General features: G+C 76.0%; 18 protein-coding genes, 1 pseudogene and 1 riboswitch. Of the genes and pseudogenes, 13 read left to right on the top strand and 6 right to left on the bottom strand.

From position 1 onward, the window contains the following. Window positions 1-232 precede the first annotated feature (232 nt). The 4 genes from VK501_RS06000 to VK501_RS05985 are packed head-to-tail and all read right to left on the bottom strand — an operon-like array spanning window position 233 to window position 4,024. Entirely contained in the window at window positions 233-1,390 is a 1,158-nt protein-coding gene (locus VK501_RS06000; protein WP_324335638.1) for an FAD-binding oxidoreductase, read from the bottom strand. Continuing rightward, window positions 1,387-2,391, bottom strand: a complete 1,005-nt coding sequence (locus VK501_RS05995) for a proline racemase family protein (RefSeq protein WP_324335636.1) — start codon at window positions 2,389-2,391, stop codon at window positions 1,387-1,389. The genes VK501_RS06000 and VK501_RS05995 overlap by 4 nt, the downstream gene beginning before the upstream one ends. Beyond that, the gene (locus tag VK501_RS05990) at window positions 2,388-3,272 is read right to left on the bottom strand and encodes a dihydrodipicolinate synthase family protein (protein ID WP_324335634.1); all 885 of its coding nucleotides are present in this window, start codon (window positions 3,270-3,272) and stop codon (window positions 2,388-2,390) included. The genes VK501_RS05995 and VK501_RS05990 overlap by 4 nt, the downstream gene beginning before the upstream one ends. Window positions 3,273-3,295: 23 nt before the next feature. After that, entirely contained in the window at window positions 3,296-4,024 is a 729-nt protein-coding gene (locus VK501_RS05985; RefSeq protein WP_324335632.1) for a FadR/GntR family transcriptional regulator, read from the bottom strand. Window positions 4,025-4,063: 39 nt separating this feature from the next. Between VK501_RS05985 and VK501_RS05980 the strand changes: the two genes are divergently transcribed. After that, window positions 4,064-5,593, top strand: coding sequence for an aldehyde dehydrogenase (NADP(+)) (locus VK501_RS05980; protein WP_324335630.1), 1,530 nt, complete (start codon window positions 4,064-4,066; stop codon window positions 5,591-5,593). A gap of 35 nt (window positions 5,594-5,628) precedes the next feature. Here VK501_RS05980 and VK501_RS05975 read toward each other — a convergent pair whose 3' ends face one another. Together VK501_RS05975 and VK501_RS05970 are read right to left on the bottom strand one after the other, a co-directional pair. Then, entirely contained in the window at window positions 5,629-6,540 is a 912-nt protein-coding gene (locus VK501_RS05975; RefSeq protein ID WP_324335628.1) for a type IV toxin-antitoxin system AbiEi family antitoxin domain-containing protein, read from the bottom strand. A 48-nt stretch (window positions 6,541-6,588) separates the two neighbouring features. Then, on the bottom strand, window positions 6,589-7,254 hold the full coding sequence (locus VK501_RS05970; RefSeq protein WP_324335626.1) for a histidine phosphatase family protein: 666 nt from the start codon (window positions 7,252-7,254) through the stop codon (window positions 6,589-6,591). Window positions 7,255-7,286: 32 nt separating this feature from the next. Beyond that, a riboswitch (cobalamin riboswitch) is annotated at window positions 7,287-7,456 on the top strand. Window positions 7,457-7,530: 74 nt separating this feature from the next. Here VK501_RS05970 and VK501_RS05965 point away from each other — a divergent pair. The 12 genes and pseudogenes from VK501_RS05965 to VK501_RS28725 all read left to right on the top strand — a co-directional run. Beyond that, entirely contained in the window at window positions 7,531-8,160 is a 630-nt protein-coding gene (locus VK501_RS05965; RefSeq protein ID WP_324335624.1) for a histidine phosphatase family protein, read from the top strand. Further along, window positions 8,157-8,909 carry an adenosylcobinamide-GDP ribazoletransferase gene (cobS, locus tag VK501_RS05960; RefSeq protein WP_324335621.1) on the top strand — a complete coding sequence of 251 codons (753 nt, stop codon included), beginning with the start codon at window positions 8,157-8,159 and terminating at the stop codon, window positions 8,907-8,909. Before VK501_RS05965 ends, cobS begins: the two co-directional genes overlap by 4 nt. Next, window positions 8,906-10,456 (top strand): cobyric acid synthase, encoded by a 1,551-nt coding sequence (locus VK501_RS05955; RefSeq protein ID WP_324335619.1) that lies wholly within the window; start codon window positions 8,906-8,908, stop codon window positions 10,454-10,456. The genes cobS and VK501_RS05955 overlap by 4 nt, the downstream gene beginning before the upstream one ends. Beyond that, on the top strand, window positions 10,441-14,280 hold the full coding sequence (gene cobN, locus VK501_RS05950; RefSeq protein ID WP_324335618.1) for a cobaltochelatase subunit CobN: 3,840 nt from the start codon (window positions 10,441-10,443) through the stop codon (window positions 14,278-14,280). Before VK501_RS05955 ends, cobN begins: the two co-directional genes overlap by 16 nt. Then, a complete protein-coding gene (gene cobT / locus VK501_RS05945; RefSeq protein ID WP_324335615.1) occupies window positions 14,277-15,320 on the top strand; it encodes a nicotinate-nucleotide--dimethylbenzimidazole phosphoribosyltransferase in 1,044 nt (347 codons plus the stop codon). Before cobN ends, cobT begins: the two co-directional genes overlap by 4 nt. Window positions 15,321-15,426: 106 nt before the next feature. After that, the gene (locus VK501_RS05940; RefSeq protein WP_324335613.1) at window positions 15,427-17,445 is read left to right on the top strand and encodes a VWA domain-containing protein; all 2,019 of its coding nucleotides are present in this window, start codon (window positions 15,427-15,429) and stop codon (window positions 17,443-17,445) included. Further along, window positions 17,442-18,026: a cob(I)yrinic acid a,c-diamide adenosyltransferase gene (cobO, locus tag VK501_RS05935; protein WP_324335611.1), complete on the top strand. Its 585-nt coding sequence runs from the start codon at window positions 17,442-17,444 to the stop codon at window positions 18,024-18,026. The genes VK501_RS05940 and cobO overlap by 4 nt, the downstream gene beginning before the upstream one ends. Next, entirely contained in the window at window positions 18,023-18,997 is a 975-nt protein-coding gene (locus VK501_RS05930) for a hypothetical protein (RefSeq protein ID WP_324335608.1), read from the top strand. The genes cobO and VK501_RS05930 overlap by 4 nt, the downstream gene beginning before the upstream one ends. Continuing rightward, window positions 18,994-20,430 (top strand): cobyrinate a,c-diamide synthase, encoded by a 1,437-nt coding sequence (locus tag VK501_RS05925; RefSeq protein WP_324335607.1) that lies wholly within the window; start codon window positions 18,994-18,996, stop codon window positions 20,428-20,430. The genes VK501_RS05930 and VK501_RS05925 overlap by 4 nt, the downstream gene beginning before the upstream one ends. Further along, the gene (cobI, locus tag VK501_RS05920; RefSeq protein ID WP_324335604.1) at window positions 20,427-21,161 is read left to right on the top strand and encodes a precorrin-2 C(20)-methyltransferase; all 735 of its coding nucleotides are present in this window, start codon (window positions 20,427-20,429) and stop codon (window positions 21,159-21,161) included. The genes VK501_RS05925 and cobI overlap by 4 nt, the downstream gene beginning before the upstream one ends. Next, entirely contained in the window at window positions 21,158-21,895 is a 738-nt protein-coding gene (locus tag VK501_RS05915) for an energy-coupling factor transporter transmembrane component T (protein ID WP_324335603.1), read from the top strand. Before cobI ends, VK501_RS05915 begins: the two co-directional genes overlap by 4 nt. After that, window positions 21,889-22,692, top strand: a pseudogene (locus VK501_RS28725) (sirohydrochlorin chelatase); the annotation flags it as partial. The gene VK501_RS05915 and the pseudogene VK501_RS28725, both read left to right, overlap by 7 nt. Window positions 22,693-22,728: the final 36 nt, after the last annotated feature.

Here is a 22,728-nt window from a genome sequence, read left to right as displayed (position 1 = left end):
CACGCCCGGCGTCGCTGCCCGCGTCGGTCTGCGACTGCTCGCCCTGTCCGCCGCGCTGTGGCACAACCAGCAGATCGGCCAGCCCGGACGCCACCTCGCCGCCTACGGATACTGACCGCGATACGGAATCAACCATCTAGGGGTGCCGTAGGCGGCCAGCGAGGCCGAGGCCCACGACGGCCAGCCGTCGCCGCCGGAGGTGGGTCCCCAGTCGCGATAGCGACACAGTCTCCTAGCCGGGCGCGAAGCGGTCGGGCGCGAAGGGCGAGAGGTCCATCGGCGCCGGCTCGCCGGCGATGGCGCCGGCGATCACGCGGCCGGTGATCGGGCCGAGCGCGATGCCGGCGCCCTCGTGGCCGGTGGCCAGCCACAGGCCCGGCGTGCGGTCCGACGCGCCGATCGCGGGCCGGTGGTCGGGGAGCCACGGCCGGAAGCCGACCCACGCGTCGTCGCGTTCCAGGGGCGCCGTGGCCGGCACCAGGCGCGCGGCGCGCTCGCGCACGGCGGCCTCCAGCGCCGCGTCCACCGCCGGGTCGAAGCCGCAGCGCTCGCGCGTCGAGCCGACGACGAGGTGGCCGTCCCAGGTGGTCTCGACGACCGTCGAGACCTGCGCGCCCGCCTCCGCGCTGGAGACCGACAGCAGGTAGCTCCCGTCGACGATCTTGTGGCGCAGCCAGCGCTCGTCGGGCCGGTCGAGGCGCAGGCGCAGCAGCTGGCCCTTGCGCGGCTCGAGCGGCAGCGGCGCGCCGGCGCTCTCGGCCAGCGGCCCGGTCCACGGGCCGGCGGCGAGGACGACCGCGCCGGCGAGGATCTCCTCGCCGCCGGCCAGCCGCACGCCGGCCGCGCGGCCGTCGCTGCCGACCAGCACCCGCTCGACGGGTGCGTGCGTCCGCACGGTCGCCCCGCGGTTCGCGGCGTCGGCGGCCAGCGCGCGGGTGATGGCGCGCGGGTCGCACTGCAGGTCGCCGGGCACGTGGAGCGCGCCGTGGACGTCGCCGGTCAGCCGCGGCTCGAGCGCGCGCACGCCGGGCGCGTCGACCAGCTGCGCCGCCACGCCCGCCGCGCGCAGGCGCCGCGCCCGCGCCGGCTCGGCGTCCCACGTGCGCGCGTCGGGATGGACGATCAGCGCGCCCTTGCGCCGGATCCGGGCGACCTCGCCGAAGCGCTCGTCGAGCTCGTCGTAGAGCCCCATGCCGAGGACGGTCAGGTCGAGCTCGGGCCCGGCGTCCTTGTCGGAGCACAGCACGTTGCCCTCGCCCAGGCCGGTCGTCCCGCCCGACACCTCGCCGCGGTCGACCAACATGGTGGTGATGCCGCGCAGCGCCAGCTCCCAGGCGGTCGCCGTGCCGACGATCCCCGCGCCGACCACCACGACCTCGGGGTGCGTCATCCCAGGACGAACCCGGCCGGGAACGGATCCTCGGGGTCGAGCAGGTACTGGCCCATGCCGGTGATCCACGCGCGGCCGGTGATCTCGGGGACGATCGCGGGGAGGCCCGCGACCTCGGTCTCCTCGACGATGCGCCCGGTGAAGCGCGTGCCGAGCACCGACTCGCTCACGAACGGCTCGCCGACGCCGATCGCGCCGCGCGCGTGCAGCTGTGCGAGCCGCGCGCTCGTGCCGGTCCCGCACGGCGAGCGGTCCAGCCAGCCGGGGTGGATCGACGTCGCCGCGCGCGCATCCGAGCCGTCGCGCCCGGGCGCGTGCAGGACGACGTGGTGGCAGCCGGAGATCCGCGGGTCCAGCGGATGGACCGGCCGGTCGACGGCGTCGATGGCGGCCATGATGTCGGCGCCGCAGGCCACGAGCCGGTCGGCCTCGGCGGGCTCGACCTCCACGCCCGCGGCGGCCGCATCGACGATGGCGTAGAAGTTGCCGCCGAAGGCCATGTCATAGGGAATGGTGCCCCAGCCGTCGACCTCGACCTCGCGGTCGCGCGCCGCGAGGAACGCCGGCACGTTGCGCAGCGTCACCGACCGGGCCTTGCCGTCGCGCACGTCCACGCGCACCTCGACCAGCCCGGCCGGCGTGTCGAGCGCGACGACCGTCTCGGGCTCGGTGACCTCGACCATGCCGGTCTCGACCAGCACGGTCGCGACGCCGATCGTGCCGTGCCCGCACATGGGGAGCAGACCCGAGACCTCGATGAACAGCACGCCCCAGTCGGCGTCGTCGCGCGTCGGCGGTTGGAGGATCGCGCCGGACATCGCGGCGTGCCCGCGCGGCTCGTTCATCAGCAGCAGCCGCAGGTCGTCGAGGTGCTCCTCGAAGTGCAGCTTGCGCTCGAGCATCGTGGCGCCCGGCAGCTGCGGCACGCCGCCGGTGATGACGCGCGTCGGCATGCCCTCGGTGTGGGAGTCGACCGCGGCGAAGTAGCGCGCGGCCCTCATGCCGCGACGGGTGCGCGCAGGGCCGCGACGGCGGCGTGCAGCACCTCCCGCTCGGCCTCGTCGAGCGCCAGGCGCGGCGGGCGCGTCGGGCCGCCGCGCAGCCCGACGGCGTCCATCGCGCCCTTGAAGTGCTGGACCAGCTTCGGCGTCATGTCGAGGCGCGCGAGGGGCAGGAGGCGGGCGTAGATCATGCGGGCCTCCGCCAGCCGGCCGGCCTCGACCAGCGCCTGCAGGGCGACGCAGTCGGCCGGCGCGACGTTCGCCACGCCGGAGACCCAGCCGGTCGCGCCGGTGGCGAAGCCCTCCAGCGCCCAGTCGTCGCCGCCGACCAGGACCTCCAGGTCGGTGTCGTTGACCAGCGCCGCGATGCGGCGGGCGTCGCCCGAGCACTCCTTGACGGCGACGACGGCGTCGACGGCGGCGGCGACCTCCGCCACGACCGCGGGCGTGAGGTCGATCCCGCTGGCCTCAGGGTTGTTGTAGGCCATGATCGGCTGCCCGCCGGCCTCGGCCACCGCCGCGTAGAACGCGATGACCTCGCGCGTGGTGCCCCGGTAGTTCAGCGGGGGCAGGCACATGACGGCCGCGGCGCCGGCCTCGCGCGCCGCCGCGGCGTGGCGGCAAGCGGCGGCAGTCGAGCCGGCCGACACGCCGGCGATCACCGGGATCGCGCCACCGGCGACGGCCACGCAGGTCTCGACGACGGTGCGCCGCTCCCCGTCGCTGAGCTGGCCGGCCTCGCCCATGGTGCCGGTGGCGACGAGCCCCGCGACGCCGGCTCCGACCAAGGCCTCCAGGTTGGTCCGCAGCGCTGCCTCGTCGACGCGGTCGTCGGCGGTGAAGGGCGTGATCGCCGCGGGGATGATGCCGGGGAAGTGCATGAGGTCGGGCCTCCGGGAGTGGGTCAGTCGAGCGCCATGTAGCGGCGCGCGCGGTCGATGTGCTGGGCGGCGTGGTGCCGCGCGGCGTCGGGGTCGCCTTCGGCGACCGCGGCGGCGATGAGGCGGTGCTCGGCGAGCTGCAGCGTGGTGCGCCCCGGCACGGCGATCGCGTCGTCGCGCAGCCGCTGCCACAGCGGCTGGTCCATCAGCGCGGCGAGGTGGTCGGCGATGGCCAGCAGGACGGGGTTCGCGGTGGCGACGGCGAGCTGGCGGTGGAAGCGGCGGTCGGCGTCGCTCCAGCGGCGACGCTGGTCGGGATCGGACGGATCGGCGGAGGCGGCCATCGTGTCCAGCAGCGCGTCGACCGCCGGGTCGGCGCCGCCGCGCGTCGCCGCGAGCGCGACGATCTCGGGCTCCAGGATGCGGCGCGCCTCCAGGAGGGCGACGGGGCCGGCGTCGGCGGGGAGGTCCAGGCCGCCGGGCAGCGCGTCGGCGCCCGCGAGGCGCTCGAGCGCGTCGGCGGTGACGAACGATCCGGCGCCGGGGCGGGTCTCGACCAGGCCGCGCACCTGCAGCGCGCCGAGCGCCTCGCGCACCGACGCGCGGCCGACGCCGAGGCGCTGGGCCAGCTCGCGCTCGGCGGGCAGGCGCATCCCGGCGCGCAGGGTGCCGCGGCGCACGTCGCCGGTCAGCCGGTCGGCGATCTGCTCGTAGCGCTGCCGCACCGCGGGGCGCTCCGAACCGGTCTCCAAGATTGGTCCTGTAGCCAAACCAGTGGTAGCGTAGCCGCCATGAGCGCGTCCATCAAGGCCGTCGATCCGCGGACCGGCGAGGCGGGGCCGGAGTACGTCGAGGCGACGCCGGTCGACGTCGACGCGGCGGTAGGTGCCGCCGCCGCTGCGGCGGTCGATCCGGGGCTCGCCGATCCGCGGGCGCGTGCGGCGATGCTGCGCCGCGCGGCGGTGCGGCTGCGCGCCCGCGAGGACGAGCTGGTCGCGCTGTGCGAGTCCGAGACCGGGCTGCCGCCGGCGCGGCTGCACGGCGAGCTGGCGCGGACGACCGGGCAGCTCGAGGCGTTCGCCGGCGTGGTCGAGGCGGGCGAGCACCTCGACGCGATCCTCGACTCCGCCGACCCGAGCGCGGTGCCGCCGCGGCCCGACCTGCGGCGCTCCGTGGTCCCGATCGGACCGGTCGCCGTCTTCGGCGCATCCAACTTCCCGCTGGCCTTCAGCACCGCCGGCGGCGATACGGCGTCGGCGCTGGCGGCCGGGTGCCCGGTGGTCGTCAAGGGCCATCCGGCCCATCCGGGGACGGGCGCGCTGGTGGCGGAGGAGCTGTCCGCCGCGGTCGCTGACGCGGGCGTGCCGGTCGGCACGTTCGCGCACCTGCCGTCCGGCGGGTTCGCGGTCGGGGAGGCGCTGGTCGACCACCCGGCGATCCGCGCGGTCGCGTTCACCGGTTCGGGCCGGGGCGGCCGGGCGCTGATGGACCGCGCCGCGGCGCGCCCCGAGCCGATCCCGGTCTTCGCCGAGATGGGGTCCGTGAACCCGGTCGTGGTGACGGAGGCCGCGCTGGACGCGCGGTCGGCGGCGATCGTCGCCGCCTTGACGCGCGCGGTCGCCGACTTCGGCGGCCAGCTCTGCACGAAGCCCGGTCTGGTCCTCGTACCAGCGAGCGCGGCGGGCGACGCGTTCGCGGACGCGCTGACCGAGGCGCTCGCCGCCCGCGCGCCGGAGGTGCTGCTCAGCGAGGCGATCCTCGGCGGCCTGCGCGGCGGTCTGCGCGCGCTGGACGACGAGCCGTCGGTGGTGCGCCTGACGAAGCCCGACGGCGACGGCCATCCGGGCTTCCGGGCGCGCCCGGCGGTCTACCGGGCCGACGCCGCCGACCTCGGCCGGGTCGTGCCGCTGGCCGAGGAGCACTTCGGGCCGGCGGTGATCCTGTTGACCTACACCTCGCTCGGCGAGGCGGCGGCCGCGCTGGAGCGCGCCGGCGGGCAGCTCACCGCCACCGTCCACGCCGAGCCCGCCGACCACGCCGCGCTCTACGCGCTCGTCGAGGCCGCCACGCGGGTGGCCGGTCGCATCGTCTTCGACGGCGTGCCGACCGGGGTCGCCGTCCGCTGGGCGACGCACCACGGCGGGCCCTACCCGGCGTCCTCGGACGGCGCCCACACCTCCGTCGGCATGACCGCGCTACGCCGCTTCCTGCGCCCGGTCGTCTACCAGGACGCCCCACCGTCGCTGCTGCCGCCGGCGCTGCGCGACGGCAACCCGCTGGGCATCTGGCGGCGGGTGGACGGGGAGATGACGCGGGACTGAGTAGTGAGCGGCACCTGGACGTTGCATCTCGACGTCTAAGTGCCTTTCGTCTCGCCGAGGGCACGCCTGACGTGCGCGATCACCTCGGCCGGCCGGCGCGTCACCTGGCGCCAGGTCAGCGAGATCACTCGCCAGCCGGCGGCTTCGAGGGCCAACCGCTTGTCGTGGTCGTCCTCGAAGGTCGCGCGGGTGCGGTGGAAGGCGAAGCCGTTGGTCTCGACGACGACCCGCTGCACAGGCCACCGGAAGTCCAACTCACGGCCGTTGTCATGGTGATTGACCTGCGGGCGCGGGACGCTGTGGTCGAGGCACAGCTGCAGGAACAGGGCTTCCAGGTCGCTGCGCGTCACAGCCGCCGTCCCGTGGTCCTGGAGGTCGTCGAGCAACGCGACGAGGGGCGCCGACCCGCGACGTCCCGGGTGGGCCGCGAGCGTCTGCATGACGGCTCGGTGGTCGTAGATCTCGAGTCGAACGGCGTGCTCGACGGCCCGGCGCAGGTGGTGCGGCGGGACGACGGCGGCGAGGTCGAGAAGGGTCCGCGCCGGCGTGGTGACCGGGATGCCGTCTTCTTCGGTGACTTCCCAATCCGCGAGGTCCGTGGATCGGTGGATGCGCAGATCCTCCTTCGCCTTTTGCCCTCGGTCGGCGCGCACGGTCAACTCGATGAACGCGCCGCTCCACGGACGCATCCCCCACAGCCGCGCGGCGCTGCGGTGACTCAGCAGCGCGTCGTCGCCGAGCGAGAGCACCGCCGCCAGCACGAACCCCTCGCGCCGAAGCTCGGCGTGCCCGAGGGCGTACACGCCACGCCGAACCGGCACGAGCCTCCCGTTGCGCACCCAGTGATCGATCCCTCCCTCGCTGAGGCCGAGCGCCCGCAGCTGACGGCGGGCGATCAGCCCGTGTTGGCGACTCGCGGTAGCACGAACGGCACTTTGACGTTGCATCTCAACGTTTAAGTGCCTTTCGGCCCGAAACTCGCCCCCCGGGCCCCCCTACCCGCCCAAGTGCGCCGTGTCGTTGAAGCTGCGCAGCAGCCAGCGGCCGTCGCCGAAGACGACGATCCGGGAGATCGAGGTGTTCTCGGAGTGGACGAAGGTCAGGGCCGGGGCGGAGGTCGCCTGACGGCAGAGCTCGCCGATCACGCCGCCGTGGACGACCGCGGCGGCGACGCGGCCGGCGCCGGTCTGCTCGACGACCTTCAGGAAGCCCACACGCACCCGCTCGGCGAAGGCCTCCATGGGCTCGGCGCCCGGGATGACGTCCCAGCGCTGCTCCTCGAAGACGCGGCCGAACAGCGGGTCGCCCTTGGCCGCGCGAACACGCATCTCGCCGCCCTCCCACTCGCCGAGGATCACCTCGGCCAGCTCGGGGACCACCACGGGTTCGAGGCCCGTCGCCTCCACCAAAGGCGCCGCCGTCTGGGCGGTGCGCTGCAGGTTGGTGATGAACAACGCGTCGGGCGGATCGGCCGCCAGGCGCGCCGCGACGGCCTGCGCCTGCGCCTCGCCCTCGGGCGCCAGCGGTGGGTTGCCGTGTCCTTCGAGCATCTCGAACGACTCGCCCTCGACAGCCGCCTGCGAGGCGCCGTGGCGCACGAGGAGCACCTCGGTCGCGTGGTCCGGAAGGGCCCAGGCCCGCTGCGGGTAGGTCTCGCTCACCCACGGCACCTTGCCAAACCACGCTCCGGCATGCCGGATTGCAGGCCGGCGGTCCGCGGTGTACTGTCCGCGCCGTTCAAGCGATGGTGCGGGAAGTCGGTGAGAATCCGACGCGGTCGCGCCACTGTGACCGGAGGTCGTCCTACAGGGCGGCACTCCGGCAAGCCAGGAACTTCACCCGGCCATCGCGACAGCCCCAATCGTTCGGGACGCGGATATCCCGAAGGAGGTTCCTCTGATGTGTGACCCCGCAGCACCCCGTTCGCGCCGCCTGGCGTGAGCCTCCGGGTACTCCTCATCTGCCACGCGGCGACCGCCGGCACCCGGCACGCCGTGTTCGGTGGCGACGGACCACTGCTCGACGGCGCTGCGCGCCGGCTGGCCGACCTGCGCCCGCACCTGCCGAAGGCGCGTGCCGTACTGCGCAGCGAGGCTCAGTGTGCAGCCGAGACGGCGCAAGCGCTGGGCCTCGAGGCCGCGGTGCCCGACCCCGCGGTCGCCGACTGGGACTTCGGCACGTGGCGCGGCCGGCCGCTGGCCGACGTCGAGGCCGAGCAGCCCGACGCGGTGCTGGCGTGGCGGACCGATCCGGCCGGCGCGCCGCACGGCGGCGAGTGCCTGCAGGACGTGCTGGGCCGCGTGCGCGGCTGGCTCGACGGGACGGAGGGCGAGGGGACGCGCACCGCCGTGACGCACCCCGCGGTCATCCGCGCCGCCGTGGTCTGCGGCCTCCGCGTGCCCGACGAGGCGTTCTGGACGATCGACGTCGCGCCCTCGTCGGTCACCGAGCTGCGCCGCCGCGGCACCCGCTGGCGCGTGGCCCGCATCAACTGGGAGCCCGCGCTGTTTCGCGACCCGCGGCCGCGAGCGCCGCGCCCCGTTGCACCGGCGGAGGTGCCGTCGTGACCGCCGTCGCGCCCGGCGCGCGCCTGGCCGTGAGCTTCCTGACGATCGTCCCGGCCGGGCGCGTCGAGCTCGACTCCAGTGACGCGTGGCTCTCCCGCGCCGCGATCTGGTTCCCGGTCGTCGGCGCGCTGGTCGGCGGGATCGCCGCGGGCGCCGTCGCGCTCGCCGGGACCGTGCTCGACGCGCCGGTCGCCGCGGCGCTCGGCCTGGTCACGGCGATCGTCGTCACCCGCGGCCTGCACGAGGACGGGCTGGCCGACACGGCCGACGGCCTCGGCGTGCACGGCAGCCGCGAGCGGCGGCTCGCGGCCATGAAGGACTCCGCGGTCGGCGCGCACGGCGCGCTCGCCATGGGCTGCGCGCTGCTGCTCGCCGCCGTGGCACTCGCGGGGCTCGACGCCGAGCATGCCGCCCGCGCGCTGATCGCCGCCCACGTGCTGGCGCGCACGGCGATGGTGCTGGTCGCCGCGGCGCTCGGCCACGCACGCGACGGCGGCCTGGGCCGCAGCCTCGCGGTCGCGCCCGGCGCGGCCGTCGTCGCGACCGCGCTCGGCGTCGCCGCGGTCGTCGCGATGTGCGGTCCGGCCGACGGAGCGCTCGCCCTCGCCAGCGCCGCCGGCGCCCTCGCCGCCGCCCTCGTCATCCAGGTGCGCGCCTTCGGCGGCCGCACCGGTGACACCCTCGGCGCGACCGGCAAGCTCGTCGAGGTCGCGACCCTCATCGCCCTGGCCGGAGCGTGGTCGGCATGAACGGCGAGCAGCCGCGTCGCGGCGCGCTTCTGGTGTGCGGGACCGGCTCCGACGCCGGCAAGTCGATCGTCACCGCCGGGATCTGCCGGTCGCTGGCGCGCCGCGGCGTGCGCGTCGCGCCGTTCAAGGCCCAGAACATGGCCAACAACTCGGCGGTGACCGCGTCCGGCGCCGAGATCGGGCGCGCCCAGGCGATGCAGGCGGCCGCCTGCGGCATCGAGCCCGAGGCCGCCATGAACCCCGTGTTGATCAAGCCGGCGGGGGAGACCTCGTCGCAGGTCTTGCTCATGGGCCGGCCGTTCGCCGACGCGACCGCGCGCTCCTACCAGGACCTCAAGGCCAGGCTGCAGGCGCCGGTGCTCGCCGCGCTCGCCACGCTGCGCGAGCGCTTCGACGCCGTGATCTGCGAGGGCGCCGGCTCGCCCGCCGAGATCAACCTCCGCGGGCGCGACCTGGCCAACATGGGCCTCGCCCGGGCGGCGAACCTGCCCGTCTTGCTCGTCGGCGACATCGACCGCGGCGGCGTGTTCGCGTCGCTCGTCGGCACGCTCGCGGTGCTCGACGCCGACGACCAGCGGCACGTAGCAGCGTTCCTCATCAACAAGTTCCGCGGCGACGGCAGCGTGCTGGCGCCGGGCCTCGACATGTTGTACGGGTTGACCGGGCGCCGCGCGATCGGCGTGCTGCCGTGGCGGGAGGGCCTGTGGCTGGACGCCGAGGACTCGCTGGCGCTCGAGGCGCCGGCGCTCGCGCCCGCGCCGCCCGTCGGCCGCGACACGCTCGACGTCGCCGTCCTGCGCCTGCGCTGGATGTCGAACTTCACCGACGTCGACGCGCTGGCGGCCGAGCCCGGCGTCGGGGTGCGCTTCACGCGCTCGCCGGTCGACCTCGAACGCGCCGATCTCGTCGTCGTCCCCGGCACGAAGGCGACCGTCGCCGACCTCGCGCGGATGCGCCGCGACGGACTCGACGAGGTGCTGCGCCGCCGCGCGGCCGCCGGCGGGCCGATCCTCGGCATCTGCGGCGGCTACCAGCTGCTGGGGGAGCGGATCGACGACGACGTCGAGAGCCGCGCCGGCGTGGTCGACGGCCTCGGGCTGCTCCCGGTCCGCACCGTCTTCGCGCTCGACAAGCTCCTGCGCCGCCAGGCCGGCACCGCGACGTGGCTGGGTGGCGCGCCCGCCACGGGCTACGAGATCCGCCACGGCGAGCCGCGGCCCGGCGGGGGCGAGCCGCTGCTCACCACGGACGCCGGCGCGCCGGAGGGTTGCGTCCGCGGCGCCGTCCTGGGCACGAGCTGGCACGGCCTGCTCGAGGGCGACGCGGTCCGCCGCGCGCTGCTTGCCTGGGTCGCCGTGGAGCGCGGGCGCGACTGGCGCCCCGGCGCGGTCCCGTTCGCCGCCGTGCGCGAGCGCCGGCTCGACCTCCTCGGCGACCTCGTCGACGAGCACGTCGACCCCGGGGCGCTCGCCGACCTCCTCGCCGGCGGCGTTCCTGAAGGACTTCCCACCCTCGACCTCCAGAGGACCGCATGCTCCGCGTCCTGAGCCACGCCGACACCGACCTGCTCGCGATCGCCCGCGCGCTGGGCGACCTGCCCGCCGGGTTCCCCGAGGTCCGCGTCGCGAACCCGGCCTCGCTCGACGGGCTCGACGCCGTCCTCGACGGCGCCCGCATCGTGGTCGTCCGCCTGCTCGGCGGGCGGCGCGCGTGGGAGGACGGCGTGGAGGAGCTGCGCCGCCGCGCGAGCGCCGGCGACGGCACGGGCTTCGCGCTCCTGCTGCTCGGCGGCGAGCCCCAGCCCGACGCGGAGCTGGCCGAGCTCAGCCACGCACCCGCTGGTGCGCTGGCACAGGCCTTCGAGTACCTGCGCCACGGCGGCGTGCCCAACGCCACCAACATGCTCCGCTTCCTGGCCGACACGTTCCTCCTGGAGGGCTACGGCTTCGAGGCGCCGGTCGAGCTGCCGTCGCACGGGTCCTACGAGCCGGCTCTCGGCCCGCCCCCGGCGTCGAGGGACGACTCGATCTCGTACAGCGAGATTCAGTCGTCCCTCGACGCCACGGGGAGCGCCGGGAGCGCCGGGAGCGCCCGGAGCGCCGGGAGCGCCGGGAGCGCCGGGAGCGCCCCGCGGGTCGGCATCGTCTTCTACCGCTCGCACCTCGCGGCGGGCAACACGGCGTTCGTCGACGCGCTCGCCCAGGCCGTCGTCGATGCCGGCGGGATCCCCACCTGCGTCTGGGCGCAGTCGCTGCGGCCGGACGCCGAGGGCCGCGTCGCGCTCCTCGAAGCGCTCGACGGCGAGGTCGACGCGCTCGTCGTCACCGTGCTCGCGTCCGGCGGCTCGACGGTCGCCGACAGCGATCCGACCGCCGCCTCGGGCTGGCGCGCGGACGCCCTCGCCGCCCTCGGCGTGCCCGTGATCCAGGCCGTCTGCGTGACGCGCTCGCGCGCCGCGTGGGACGAGAGCCCGAGCGGGCTGAGCCCGATGGACGTCGCGATGCAGGTCGCGATCCCCGAGTTCGACGGGCGCCTGCTCGGCGGCGTCGTCTCGTTCAAGGAGCCCCACGGCGCGTTCGACGGCGTGTCGCTGTACGCGGCCGACGCCGAGCGGTGCGCGAGCGTGGCGCAGCTGACCGTGCGCATCGCGAAGCTGAGGACCACGCCGCCGGAGCGGCGCAAGGTGGTGGTGATGCTCTCGAGCTTCCCGACCAAGCACGCGCGCATCGGCAACGCCGTCGGACTCGACACGCCTGCGTCGGCCATCGCGTTGTTGGAGGCCTTGCGCGACGCCGGCTACGCGGTCGACGACGTCGCCGCCGACGGCGACGCGCTCATCCACGGCCTGATCGCCGCCGGCGGCTATGACCCCGACCACCTGACCGACGCGCAGCTCGGCGCCGCGGTGGCGCGCCTGCCGGTAGAGCGGTACGAGCGGTGGTTCGCCGAGCTGCCGGAGGCGCTGCGCAGCTCGATCGTCGACACGTGGGGCCCGCCGCCCGGCACGCAGTGGCGCGACGGCGACGACCTGGTCCTCGCCGGCCTGGACCTCGGCGGCGTGTTCGTCGCGATCCAGCCGCCGCGCGGCTACGGCGAGGATTCGGGCGCGATCTACCACGACCCCGAGCTGGCGCCGTCGCATCACTACCTCGCCTCGTACTGGTGGCTGGACCGCGTCTGGGGTGCCGACGCGCTCGTGCACCTCGGCAAGCACGGCACCCTGGAGTGGCTGCCGGGCAAGTCGGTGGGGTCGAGCGCGGCGTGCGCGCCCGACGCGGTGCTCGGCACGCTTCCGGTGATCTACCCGTTCGTGGTCAACGACCCGGGCGAGGGCGTGCAGGCCAAGCGGCGCGTCCACGCGACGATCGTCGACCACCTCATCGCGCCGATGGCGCGGGCCGGCACGCACGACGAGCTGGCGTTGTTGGAGGACCTGCTCGACGAGTACGCGCGGATGGAGGCGCTCGACCCCAGCAAGCTGCCGGCGCTCGGCGCTCGGATCTGGGAGTCGTTGTTGGAGGCCAACCTCCATCACGACCTCGGGCTCGACGGCGGCGCCGCGCCGGCCGGCGACGGCGCGATCGGCACCGTCATCGAGCACCTCGACACCTACCTCTGCGAGGTCAAGGACCTGCAGGTGCGCGACGGCCTGCACATCCTCGGCGCGGCACCGGTCGGCGAGCCGCTGCGCAACCTCGTCGCCGCGATCATGCGCCTGCCCAACGCCGACGTCCCCGCGCTGCGCCGCGCGATCGGCGCGGCCCGAGGGATCGACGAGCTGGCGCTGATCGAGTCGGGCGCGCGCAGAAAGCTGGCCGGCGACGAGGGGCCGTCGGGCGTGCGCGGCGCGCGCGAGGAGCTCGACCGCCTCGACGCCGCGCAGGACATGGTCCTGGACGCGCTGTCGGCCCGCGGGTGGTCGTCGGCCGACGTGCCGGACGTCGCTCGCAACGTCCTGGGCACCGAGGATCCGGCCGTGCTCGCGGCGCTGCGCTTCGCCTGCGACGAGCTCGTCCCGCGCCTGCGCGCCTCGACCGGCGAGATGGACGCCGTGCTGACCGCGCTGGACGGGCGCTACGTGCCCGCGGGGCCGTCGGGCTCGCCGACGCGCGGGCGCGTCGACGTGCTGCCGACCGGCCGCAACTTCTACGGCGTCGACCCGAAGGCCTTGCCCTCGCAGCTGTCCTGGGACGTCGGCGTGCGCCTCGGCGACGCGCTGCTGGCGCGCCACGTCGAGGAGGACGGGCGCCATCCCGAGACGGTCGGGATCGTCGTCTGGGGAACGGCCGCGATGCGCACGCACGGCGACGACGTGGCCGAGATCCTGCACCTCCTCGGCGTGCGACCGGTGTGGGATCCCGACACGCGGCGCGTCACCGGGACCGAGGTGGTGTCCTTGGAGGAGCTGGGCCGCCCGCGCATCGACGTCGTCGTCCGCATCTCGGGCTTCTTCCGCGACGCGTTCCCGCACCTGGTCACGCTGATCGACGACGCGGTGACGACCGTCGCCGCGCTGGACGAGAGCGACGACGACAACTTCCTGCGCAAGCACGTCCGGGCTGACGCGGACCGGCTCGCCGAGGAGTTTCCGCCCACCCACCCACCCACCCACCCGAGCGGCTCGTGGCGGCGCTGCACCGCGCGCGTCTTCGGCTCGGCCCCGGGCTCCTACGGCGCCGGCCTGCTCGAGCTGATCGACGCCCGCAACTGGCGCGACGACGCCGACCTGGCCGCCGTCTACGAGGCGTGGGGCGGTTACGCCTACGGCGCCGGGCTGGACGGCACGGAGGCCCGCGGCGCGGTCCGCGACTGCTTCGCCCGGATCGAGGTCGCGGTGAAGAACATCGACAACCGCGAACACGACCTCTTCGACTCCGACGGCTACTTCCAGTACCACGGCGGGATGGTCGCGGCGGTGCGCGCGCTGAGCGGGCGCGACCCGAAGGCGTGGGTCGGCGACAGCGCCGACCCGGCGCGCGTGCGGGCGCTGTCGCTGGCCGAGGAGGCGCGGCGCGTGTTCCGCTCGCGCGTGACGAACCCGCGCTGGATCGGCGCGATGGCGCGTCACGGCTACAAGGGCGCGTTCGAGCTCGCGGCGACGGTCGACTACCTCTTCGGCTACGACGCGACGACGGGCGTCGTCGACGACTGGATGTACGAGGCGGTCGCGGAAAAGTACGTGCGCGACCCGGACGTCGGCGCGTTCCTGCGGCGTTCGAACCCGTGGGCGCTGCACGCGATGGCCGAGCGCCTGCTCGAGGCGGCCGAGCGTGGCCTGTGGGCGGAGCCGAGCCCGGAGACGCTCGACGCGCTGCGCGGCGAGCTGCTCGATGTTGAAGCACAACTCGAGGAGGCTGGGGAGCCCGCATGACCATCACCAACCTGATCCCGGCGATCCGGCCGATCGACACGGTGGCACGCAACGCGGCGCTGGCGCGCCAGGCGCAGCTGCTCAAGCCGCCCGGCTCGCTGGGGCGCCTGGAGGAGGTGGCCGGATGGGTCGCCGGCGTGACCGGGCGTGAGCGGCCGCGGCCGCGGACCCGGATCGTCGTCGCGGCGGCCGACCACGGCGTGGCCGCTGAGGGCGTCTCCGCGTTCCCGCAGGAGGTGACCGGCCAGATGCTGGGCGCGTTCGGCGCGGGCTTCGCCGCGATCGCGGTGCTCGCGCGCCAGGCGGGCGCGGAGCTCGTGCTGGTCGACGCCGGCGTCATCGCCCCGCCGCCGGACGTCGCGCACGAGGACGTCGGGCTGCCGGCACCGTCGGGCAACCTCGCGCTGGAGCCGGCGCTGCGGGCCGACGAGGTGCGCAGCGCGCTGCGGGCGGGGCGCGCGCTGGCTGCGCGGGCGGCGGCCGAGAGCATCGACCTGCTGATCGCGGGGGAGATGGGGATCGCCAACACGACCCCGGCCGCGTGCCTGACGGCGGCGCTGACCGGGTTGAGCGCCGACGCGGTCGTGGGCCGCGGAACGGGTGTGGACGACGCGGGGCTGCGGCGCAAGCGCGCGGTCATCGAGCGCGCGCTGGCGCTGCACGGGCCGTTCGTCGCCGACGATTCCGTGGAGCTGCTGCGCCGGCTGGGCGGCGGCGAGCTCGCGGTGCTGTGCGGGCTCGCGCTCGGCGCCGGCGAGCACGGTCTCGGCCTGATCTGCGACGGCGTGATCGCGACCGCGGCGGTCGCGGTGGCCGTCGCGATGGCGCCCGAGCTGCGCCACCGGCTGCTGGCCGGCCACCGCTCGGTCGAGCCCGCGCACGAGCACCTGCTGACCTGGCTCGGGCTGCGGCCGCTGGTCGAGCTGGAGCTGCGGCTGGGCGAGGGCTCAGGTGCGGCGACGGCGCTGCTGCTCGTGCAGGCGGCGTGCGCGCTGCACGACGAGATGGCGACGTTCGCCGAGGCTGGAGTGGCGTCATGACTCGCGCGGGAACCCGAGCGCCCTGCGCGAGTGGTTTCGCGGGCGCTTCGCATGACGGGCGGCAGCTCGCCCAGGGGCTCGCTCCCGCGGCCGGGGAGACGCGGGCGTGAGCGGCTCGGTGCGCTTCCCCCTCACCGCCATCGTCGGCCAGGAGGACCTGGTCGAGGCGCTGCTGCTGTGCGCGATCGACCATGGCCTCGGCGGCGTGCTCGTGCGCGGCGAGCGGGGCACGGCGAAGACGACCGCGGTGCGCGCGCTCGCGGCGCTGCTGCCCGAGCAGCACGTCGCGGCGGGCTGCGCCTACGGCGTCGCGCCCGGTGAGGCGTGCCCGTGCGATGTCCACCATGATGGTTCGGCCCGCCGCGACGCGCCGATGGTCGAGCTGCCGCTCGGCGCGACGATCGAGCGGGTGGTCGGCGCGCTCGACGTCCGCCGCGCGCTGCAGGAGGGCGCCGCCGTGTTCGAGCCCGGGCTGCTCGCGGCCGCGCACCGCGGCGTGCTCTACGCCGACGAGGTCAACCTGCTGCCCGACGCGGCGGTCGACGTGCTGCTCGACGTGGCGGCCTCCGGCGTCAACGTCGTCGAGCGCGACGGCCACGGCATCCGCCATCCGGCGCGCTTCCTGCTCGTCGGCACGATGAACCCCGAGGAGGGCGAGCTGCGGCCGCAGCTGCTCGACCGCTTCGGGCTCGGCGTCGAGGTCCACGCGCCGTCGGACCCCGCGCTGCGCACGGAGGTCGTCCGCCGCCGGCTGCGCTTCGACGCGGACCCGGCCGGCTTCGTCGCCCGGCACGCCACAGGCGAGCGGACGCTGGCCGAGCGCCTGCTCGCCGCGCGCGCGGCGCTGCGATCAGTGCGCCTGCCCGACCGCCAGCTCGTCCGCATCACCGCGCTGTGCGCGCGGCTGGAGGTCGACGGGCTGCGCGCCGACCTCGCCTGCACCCGCGCGGCGCTCGCGCTGGCGGCGCTGGACGGCGCCGACGAGGTCGCCGATCGCCACGTCGAGCGCGCCGCCGCCCTCGCGCTGACCCATCGCCTGCGCCGCGACCCGCTCGCCCCACCACCGTCGCCCCAGACCGTCACCGACGCGCTCGCCGATCAGGACGCCGACGGCCAGCCGGAGCCGCCCGACGCGGGGCCTGACCCCGCAACGAGCTCGTCACAAGACCCCGCGGACGCCTCCGCGGGGCCTGACCCCAGTGTTAAGGGGACTGACCCCTTAACACGGGAGCCCAGTCAGTCCGCGGGATCGCGTGTTAAGGGGACTGACCCCTTAACACGCGCAATGAGCTCGTCACAAGACTCCGCGGAGGCCTCCGCGGTGCCTGGTCCCAGCGCGGCCGCCGTGGACGCGCAGGACGGCGTCGCCCCTCCGTCCGTCACGCTCACGCGCTTCCGCGGCCAAGGCGCGGCGGGCCGGCGGGGGCGGGCTCGTGGCACGGGCGTCGTGGTGGGATCGGGGCCCGGCGACGACGACCTCGCCATCGTCGCGACGCTCGTCGCCGCCCGCGGACGGCCGGTGAGCGCGAGCGACCTGCGGTCCGCCCAGCGCGAGGGGCGCCAGGGTGCGCTCGTGGTGCTCTGCGTCGACGCCTCCGGATCGATGGGCGCGCGCAAGCGCATGGCCTTGGTCAAGGGCACGGTGCTCGCGCTGCTCGGCGACGCCTACCAGCGCCGCGACCGCGTCGCGCTCGTCACCTTCCGCGGCACCGGCGCCGAGCTCCCGTTGCCGCCCACCGGCGCCGTCGATCACGCCGCCGCCGCGCTGCGCGCGCTGCCCACCGGCGGCCGCACGCCGATCGCGGCGGGCCTCGCCCTGGCCGCTGACGTCGTCCGGCGCGACCGCCTCCGCGAGCCCGGCCGCGCGGCGATCGTCGTCCTCGTCTCCGACGGCCGCGCCAACGCCGGCGGCGACCCGGTCCTCGCCGCCGCCGCGCTGCCCCGCCGGCAGATCCAGCTCGTGGTGGTCGACGGCGAGCAGGGCCCTGTCCGCCTCGGCGGCGCTCAGCGCATCGCGGCCGCGGCCGGCGGCGAGGTGCTCGACCTCGACGCGCGGGACCCGCAGGCCGCCCAGCGGCTCGCCGGCCGGCTGCGAGCGATCACCACCACCAGGAGCGCCGCATGAGCGACACCACGCACACGACCGAGGACCGTGGCTCCGCCGAGCCGATCCGCCGCAAGCCCCGCGATCGCCCGCTGCTGATCGTCGTCACCGGGCACGGCAAGGGCAAGAGCACGTCTGCGTTCGGCATGCTGCTGCGCTCCTGGGCGCGCGGCTACCGGTGCGGCGTCTTCCAGTTCCTGAAGTCCGGCAAGTGGAAGGTCGGCGAGGCCAAGGCCGCCCGTGCGCTGGGCGGCATCGACTGGGAGAAGATGGGCGACGGCTGGTCGTGGATCTCCCGCGACGTCGAGGAGTCGGCCGAGCTCGCGCGCCTCGGCTGGGAGCACGTCAAGCAGTGCATCGCCGGCGAGAAGTACGAGTTCCTGCTCCTCGACGAGCTGACCTACGCCATCAAGTACGGGTGGATCGACGAGGACGACGTGGTGGCCACGCTGCGCGACCGCCCGGGCTTCCAGCACGTCGTCGTGACCGGGCGCGACGCGCCGCCGTCGCTGATCGAGATCGCCGATCTCGTCTCCGAGGTCCAGAAGGTCAAGCACCCGATGGACGAGGGCGTCCGCGCCCAGCAGGGGATCGAATGGTGAGCGTCACTCCGCGAGTCCTGGTGATCCTCGACGGTGCCGCCGAGCCGATCTGGCCGTGGCCCTCGTCGCTCGAAGACGCGCAGATGCCCGCGCTCGACGCGCTCTGCGCCCGCGGGACCGTCGCGCGCGTCGCCACGACGCCGGCCGGCCTGAGCCCCGGCAGCGAGGTGGGGATCCCGACGCTGCTCGGCGCCGCGCCCCGCGGCCCCGTCGGCCGCGGGCGCATCGAGGCCGCGGCAGCGGGCATCGAGCTGCCCGACGGCACCAGCGCGTGGCGGATCGACCTGCACCACGCCGAAGGCCGGCGCGCCGTCACCGCCGAGGCGCTTCTGATCCGGCCCGAGCTGACCGCCCGCCTCGCCGACCACGAGGTCACGCACCTCAAGGGCCATCGCTTCCTGGCCGTCGGCACCGAGCCCCCGGAGATCCGCGAGGTCGCCGCCCTGTCGGCGCACGTCTGGGACGACGGTGAGGAGCTCGCACGGGCGCTCGACCCGCGCACGGTCGTGATCGCCGCTCCCGGCGCGGCCGCGGGCTGCGGCCGCCTGCTCGGCGCTCACGTCGTCACGCCCGCGAGCGCGACCGGCGACGTGGGCAGCGACCTGTGGGCCAAGACGCGGGCGGCGCTCGCCGCGCTGCGCAGCGCCGAGACCGTCGTGGTGCACGTCGGCGGCGCCGACGAGGCGGCGCACCATCGCGACCGCGTCGGCAAGACGGCGATGCTCGAGGCGACCGACCAGGACGTCATCCGCCCGCTGGCCCGCGCGGTCCGCGCCGCCGGTGGCGTGCTCGCGGTCACCAGCGACCACGCCACCTGCGTGGAGACCGGCCGCCACCACGCCGAGCCCGTGCCGCTGGTCGTCGCCGGCCGCGGCGTGGGCCGCGCCGGCGCGGTGCGCCTGCACGAGCGACTCGTCACGCGCGCGCGAGTATGGGAATCGCCGTGGGCGCCCGTCGGGGTGACCGCGTGACCGCCGGTCGCATCGTGATCGCCGGGACGCATTCCGGCGCGGGCAAGACCACGGTCGCCTGCGGGGTCATGGCGGCGCTGTCGCGCGCGGGCCACACGGTCGCGCCGTTCAAGGTCGGGCCGGACTTCATCGACCCCAGCTACCACCGCCTCGCCTGCGGGCGGCCGGGCCGCAACCTCGACGCGTTCCTCAGCGGTCCCGAGCTGATCGCGCCGCTGGCGCGCCACGGCTCGGCCGGGGCCGACCTTTTGGTCGTCGAGGGCGTCATGGGGCTCTTCGACGGCGCCGGCGGCAGCGGCGAGCTGGCCTCCACCGCGCAGGTCGCCAAGCTGCTCGGCGCGCCCGTCGTGCTGGTGGTCGACGCCAGCGCGATGGCGCGCTCGGTGGGCGCGATCGTCCACGGCTTCGCGACGTTCGACCCCGGGCTGCGGCTCGGCGGCGTCGTGCTGAACCGCGTCGCGTCGGACTGGCACGAGGAGCTGCTGCGCGCGGCGCTCGCGCCGACCGGCGTCCCGGTGCTCGGCGTGCTGCGGCGCAACGCGCAGCTGACGACGCCCGAGCGCCATCTCGGCCTCGTGCCCGCCGCGGAGCGCGAGGCGCACGCGCGCGGGACGCTGTCGGCGCTCGCCGAGACCGTGCGGGCCGGCGTCGACCTTGACGCGCTCGTCGCGCTGGCGCGCACCGCGCCGCCGGCGGCCGGCGAGACCTGGAGCCCGGAGCCCGAAGCGCCGGTCACCCGCGCGCGGATCGCGGTCGCCGCCGGGCCGGCGTTCTCGTTTCACTACGAGGAGAACCACGAGCTGCTGGCCGCCGCGGGCGCCGAGCTCGTGCCGTTCGACCCGCTGACCGACGAGGAGCTGCCCGCCCGCTGCGGCGCGCTGCTGCTGGCCGGCGGGTTCCCGGAGGTGTTCGGCGCGGCGCTCTCGGGCAACTGGGCGCTCAGGGCCGAGATCGCGGCGTTCGCCCGCGCCGGCCGGCCGGTCCTCGCCGAGTGCGGCGGGCTGCTCTACCTGGCGACCGAGCTCGACGGGCGCCCGATGTGCGACGTCGTCGGTGGCCGCGCGCGGATGGGCGAGCGGCTGTCGCTCGGCTACCGCGAGGCCGTCGCGGGCGCCGACCACCCGGTGTGGCCGGCGGGCACGGTCACGCGCGGGCACGAGTTCCACTACAGCTCGCTCGACCCCGCCGCGGGCGACACCCCCGCGTGGACGCTGCACGCGCGCGGGACCGAGCGGGTCGAAGGTCACGTCGTCGGCGGCGTGCACGCGAGCTACCTGCACACGCACTGGGCGGCGACGCCGGCGGTGGCGGCGCGCCTGGTGGCGGCGGCAGCGCCGCGCGCCCACCACCCGTCGAGGGACGACTCGACCGCGACTGTCGCGGTTCAGTCGTCCCTCGACGCCTCTCGCGCCGCCGCGGGGGCTGACGCATGACCGGCGTCGGCGCCCTCGTCGGCGTCGGCGTCGGCCCGGGCGATCCCGAGCACGTGACGCTGAAGGCCGTGCGCGAGCTGCGGGAGGCCGATCGCGTCTTCGTCCCGGCCACGTCGGCGAGCGCGGGCGGCGCGGGCCGCGCAGAGACCGTGGCCGCCGCGCACGTCGCACCCGAGCGGCTGATCCGGCTCGGCTTCGCGATGGCCGACGAGGATGGGCGCGACGCGCAGTGGGACGCCGCCGGCCAGGCCATCGCGCGGGTCGTCGACGCGGGCGGCACCGCGGCCTTCGCCACCCTCGGCGACCCCTCCGTGTACTCGACCTTCGCCTACGTCGTGCAGACCGTGCGCGCGCTGGCGCCCGGCGTGACCGTCCGCACCGTGCCCGGCATCACGGCCATGCAGGACCTCGCGGCCCGGACCGGCGCGATGCTCGCCGAGGGGACCGATGGCGTCGCGCTCATTCCCTGGACCGCCGGCGAGGCCCGGGTGCGCGCGGCGCTCGACGCCTTCGAGACCGTCGTCATCTACAAGGGCGGCCGGCACCTGCCGCGCCTGCTGGAGGTCGTGCGCGAGGCCGGCCGCGAGGACGAGGCGACGGTCGGCACCCACCTCGGGCTCGGAGGCGAGGTCGTGACCGCGGCCGGCGCGGCCGACGGACCGGTGCCGTACTTCTCCACCGTGTTGGTCACGCCGGCCCGCGACGCCGCGGCGCGCGGGGGTCGCCTGTGAGCGGCCACGGCCCCGAGCTCGTCTCCGAGGTCCGCACGGCGCTGCACGACGCCGCGCCCGAGGCCAAGGTGGTGGCCGTGCTCGTCTTCGCGCTGAGCGTCGCGTTCGTGCCGGCGGGCACGTGGTGGCCGTTCGCGGTCGATCTCGTCGTCGTCCTCGCGCTCGCCGTGTGGGGCCGCGTGCCGCCGCGCGGGCTGGCGCTGCGCCTCGTGGTGGAGGTGCCGTTCATCGCGTTCGTGGTCGTGCTGCCGCTCGTCGCAGGGCACGAGGGCCTGCTGCTGGCGGGCGCGATCGCCGCCAAGGCGACGCTCGTCGTCCTCGCCACCGGCGTGCTGAGCGCGACGACGCCCGCGCCGGCGATCGTGGCGGGGCTGGAGCGCCTGCGCGTCCCGCCGACCTTCACGGCGATCGGCGCGCTCGCCGTCCGCTACCTGCAGGTCGTCCTCGACGAGCTGCGCCGGGTCAACACCGCCCGCATCGCGCGCGGCCACGACGCCCGATGGATCTGGCAGGCGCGGGCCGTCGCGCAGTCCTCCGGGACCCTGGCCGTCCGCTGCCTGAACCGCGGCGAGCGCGTCCACGGCGCGATGCTCGCCCGCGGCTGGAACGGGCGGATGCCGAACGTCGGCGACGGCGGGCCCGCGGCCGCCGGCGGCGCGACCCCGGCGATCACGGTGGCCTTCGCGCTGCCGGCGCTGGCCGCGACGCTCGCAGCGCGGGGAGGTGCGTGGTGAGCGCGGAAGACCTCGCCCAGGGGGCTCGGCTTCCGGGCGCGAACTCGCCCAGGGGCTCGCTCGCGCATCCCGGGCAAGGCGCGCGCGCCGCCGCGCCCGCGCTGCTGATCGTCGGCCACGGCACGCGCGACGCCGACGGCCTCGCCGAGTTCCACGCGCTCGCCTCCCTCGTGCGAGAAGCGGCCGGATCGCTGCCCGTCGAGACCGGGTTCATCGAGCTGGCCGAGCCGCTCGTCGACGAGGCCGTCGATCGCCTGATCGCGCGCGGGCCGCGGGACGTCGTCTCGGTCCCGCTCGTCCTGCTCGCCGCCGGCCACCTCAAGAACGACGGTCCCGCCTCGCTGGAGCGCGCCCGCGTGCGGCATCCGGGCGTCACGTTCCGCCTGGGGCGCGACCTCGGGATCGACCCCGCCGTGCTCGCCGTCGCCGAGGACCGGATCCGCTCGGTGCTGCCGCCCGACCACGACCCGGCGACCACCGGCGTCGTGCTCGTCGGCCGCGGATCGAGCGACCCCGACGCGTGCGGCGACCTGTACAAGGTCGCCCGTCTGCTGGCCGACGGCCGCGGCCTCGGCATGGTCGAGCCCGCGTTCGCCGGCGTCGCGCAGCCCGACGTCCCCGCCGCGCTGGAGCGGCTGCGCCGCCTCGGCGCGACCACGGTCGTCGTAGCACCGCTCCTGCTCTTCACCGGCGTGCTCGTCGGGCGCCTGCACGCGACGGCCGCCGCGTGGGCCGAGGACCATGCGGACCTCGACGTCCGCGCGGCGCCGCACCTCGGGCCCGATCGCCGGCTCGCCAAGCTCGTCCTCGAGCGCTACCGCGAGGTGCTCCAG

It is taken from the genome of Baekduia sp. (assembly GCF_035318805.1).
Taxonomy (GTDB): Bacteria; Actinomycetota; Thermoleophilia; order Solirubrobacterales; family Solirubrobacteraceae; genus Baekduia.
The sequence above is the reverse complement of the archived record's forward strand: the minus strand, read 5'-3'. Positions and strand labels throughout refer to the sequence as shown.

Coding starts and splice junctions, on each gene's coding strand:
- cobO (WP_324335611.1), top strand. CDS start 17,442: ATGAGCGACACCACGCACACGACCGAGGACCGTGGCTCCGCCGAGCCG.
- cobI (WP_324335604.1), top strand. CDS start 20,427: ATGACCGGCGTCGGCGCCCTCGTCGGCGTCGGCGTCGGCCCGGGCGAT.
- cobT (WP_324335615.1), top strand. CDS start 14,277: ATGACCATCACCAACCTGATCCCGGCGATCCGGCCGATCGACACGGTG.
- VK501_RS05990 (WP_324335634.1), bottom strand. CDS start 3,272: ATGCACTTCCCCGGCATCATCCCCGCGGCGATCACGCCCTTCACCGCC.
- VK501_RS05980 (WP_324335630.1), top strand. CDS start 4,064: ATGAGCGCGTCCATCAAGGCCGTCGATCCGCGGACCGGCGAGGCGGGG.
- VK501_RS06000 (WP_324335638.1), bottom strand. CDS start 1,390: ATGACGCACCCCGAGGTCGTGGTGGTCGGCGCGGGGATCGTCGGCACG.
- cobN (WP_324335618.1), top strand. CDS start 10,441: ATGCTCCGCGTCCTGAGCCACGCCGACACCGACCTGCTCGCGATCGCC.
- VK501_RS05975 (WP_324335628.1), bottom strand. CDS start 6,540: ATGCAACGTCAAAGTGCCGTTCGTGCTACCGCGAGTCGCCAACACGGG.
- VK501_RS05995 (WP_324335636.1), bottom strand. CDS start 2,391: ATGAGGGCCGCGCGCTACTTCGCCGCGGTCGACTCCCACACCGAGGGC.
- VK501_RS05955 (WP_324335619.1), top strand. CDS start 8,906: ATGAACGGCGAGCAGCCGCGTCGCGGCGCGCTTCTGGTGTGCGGGACC.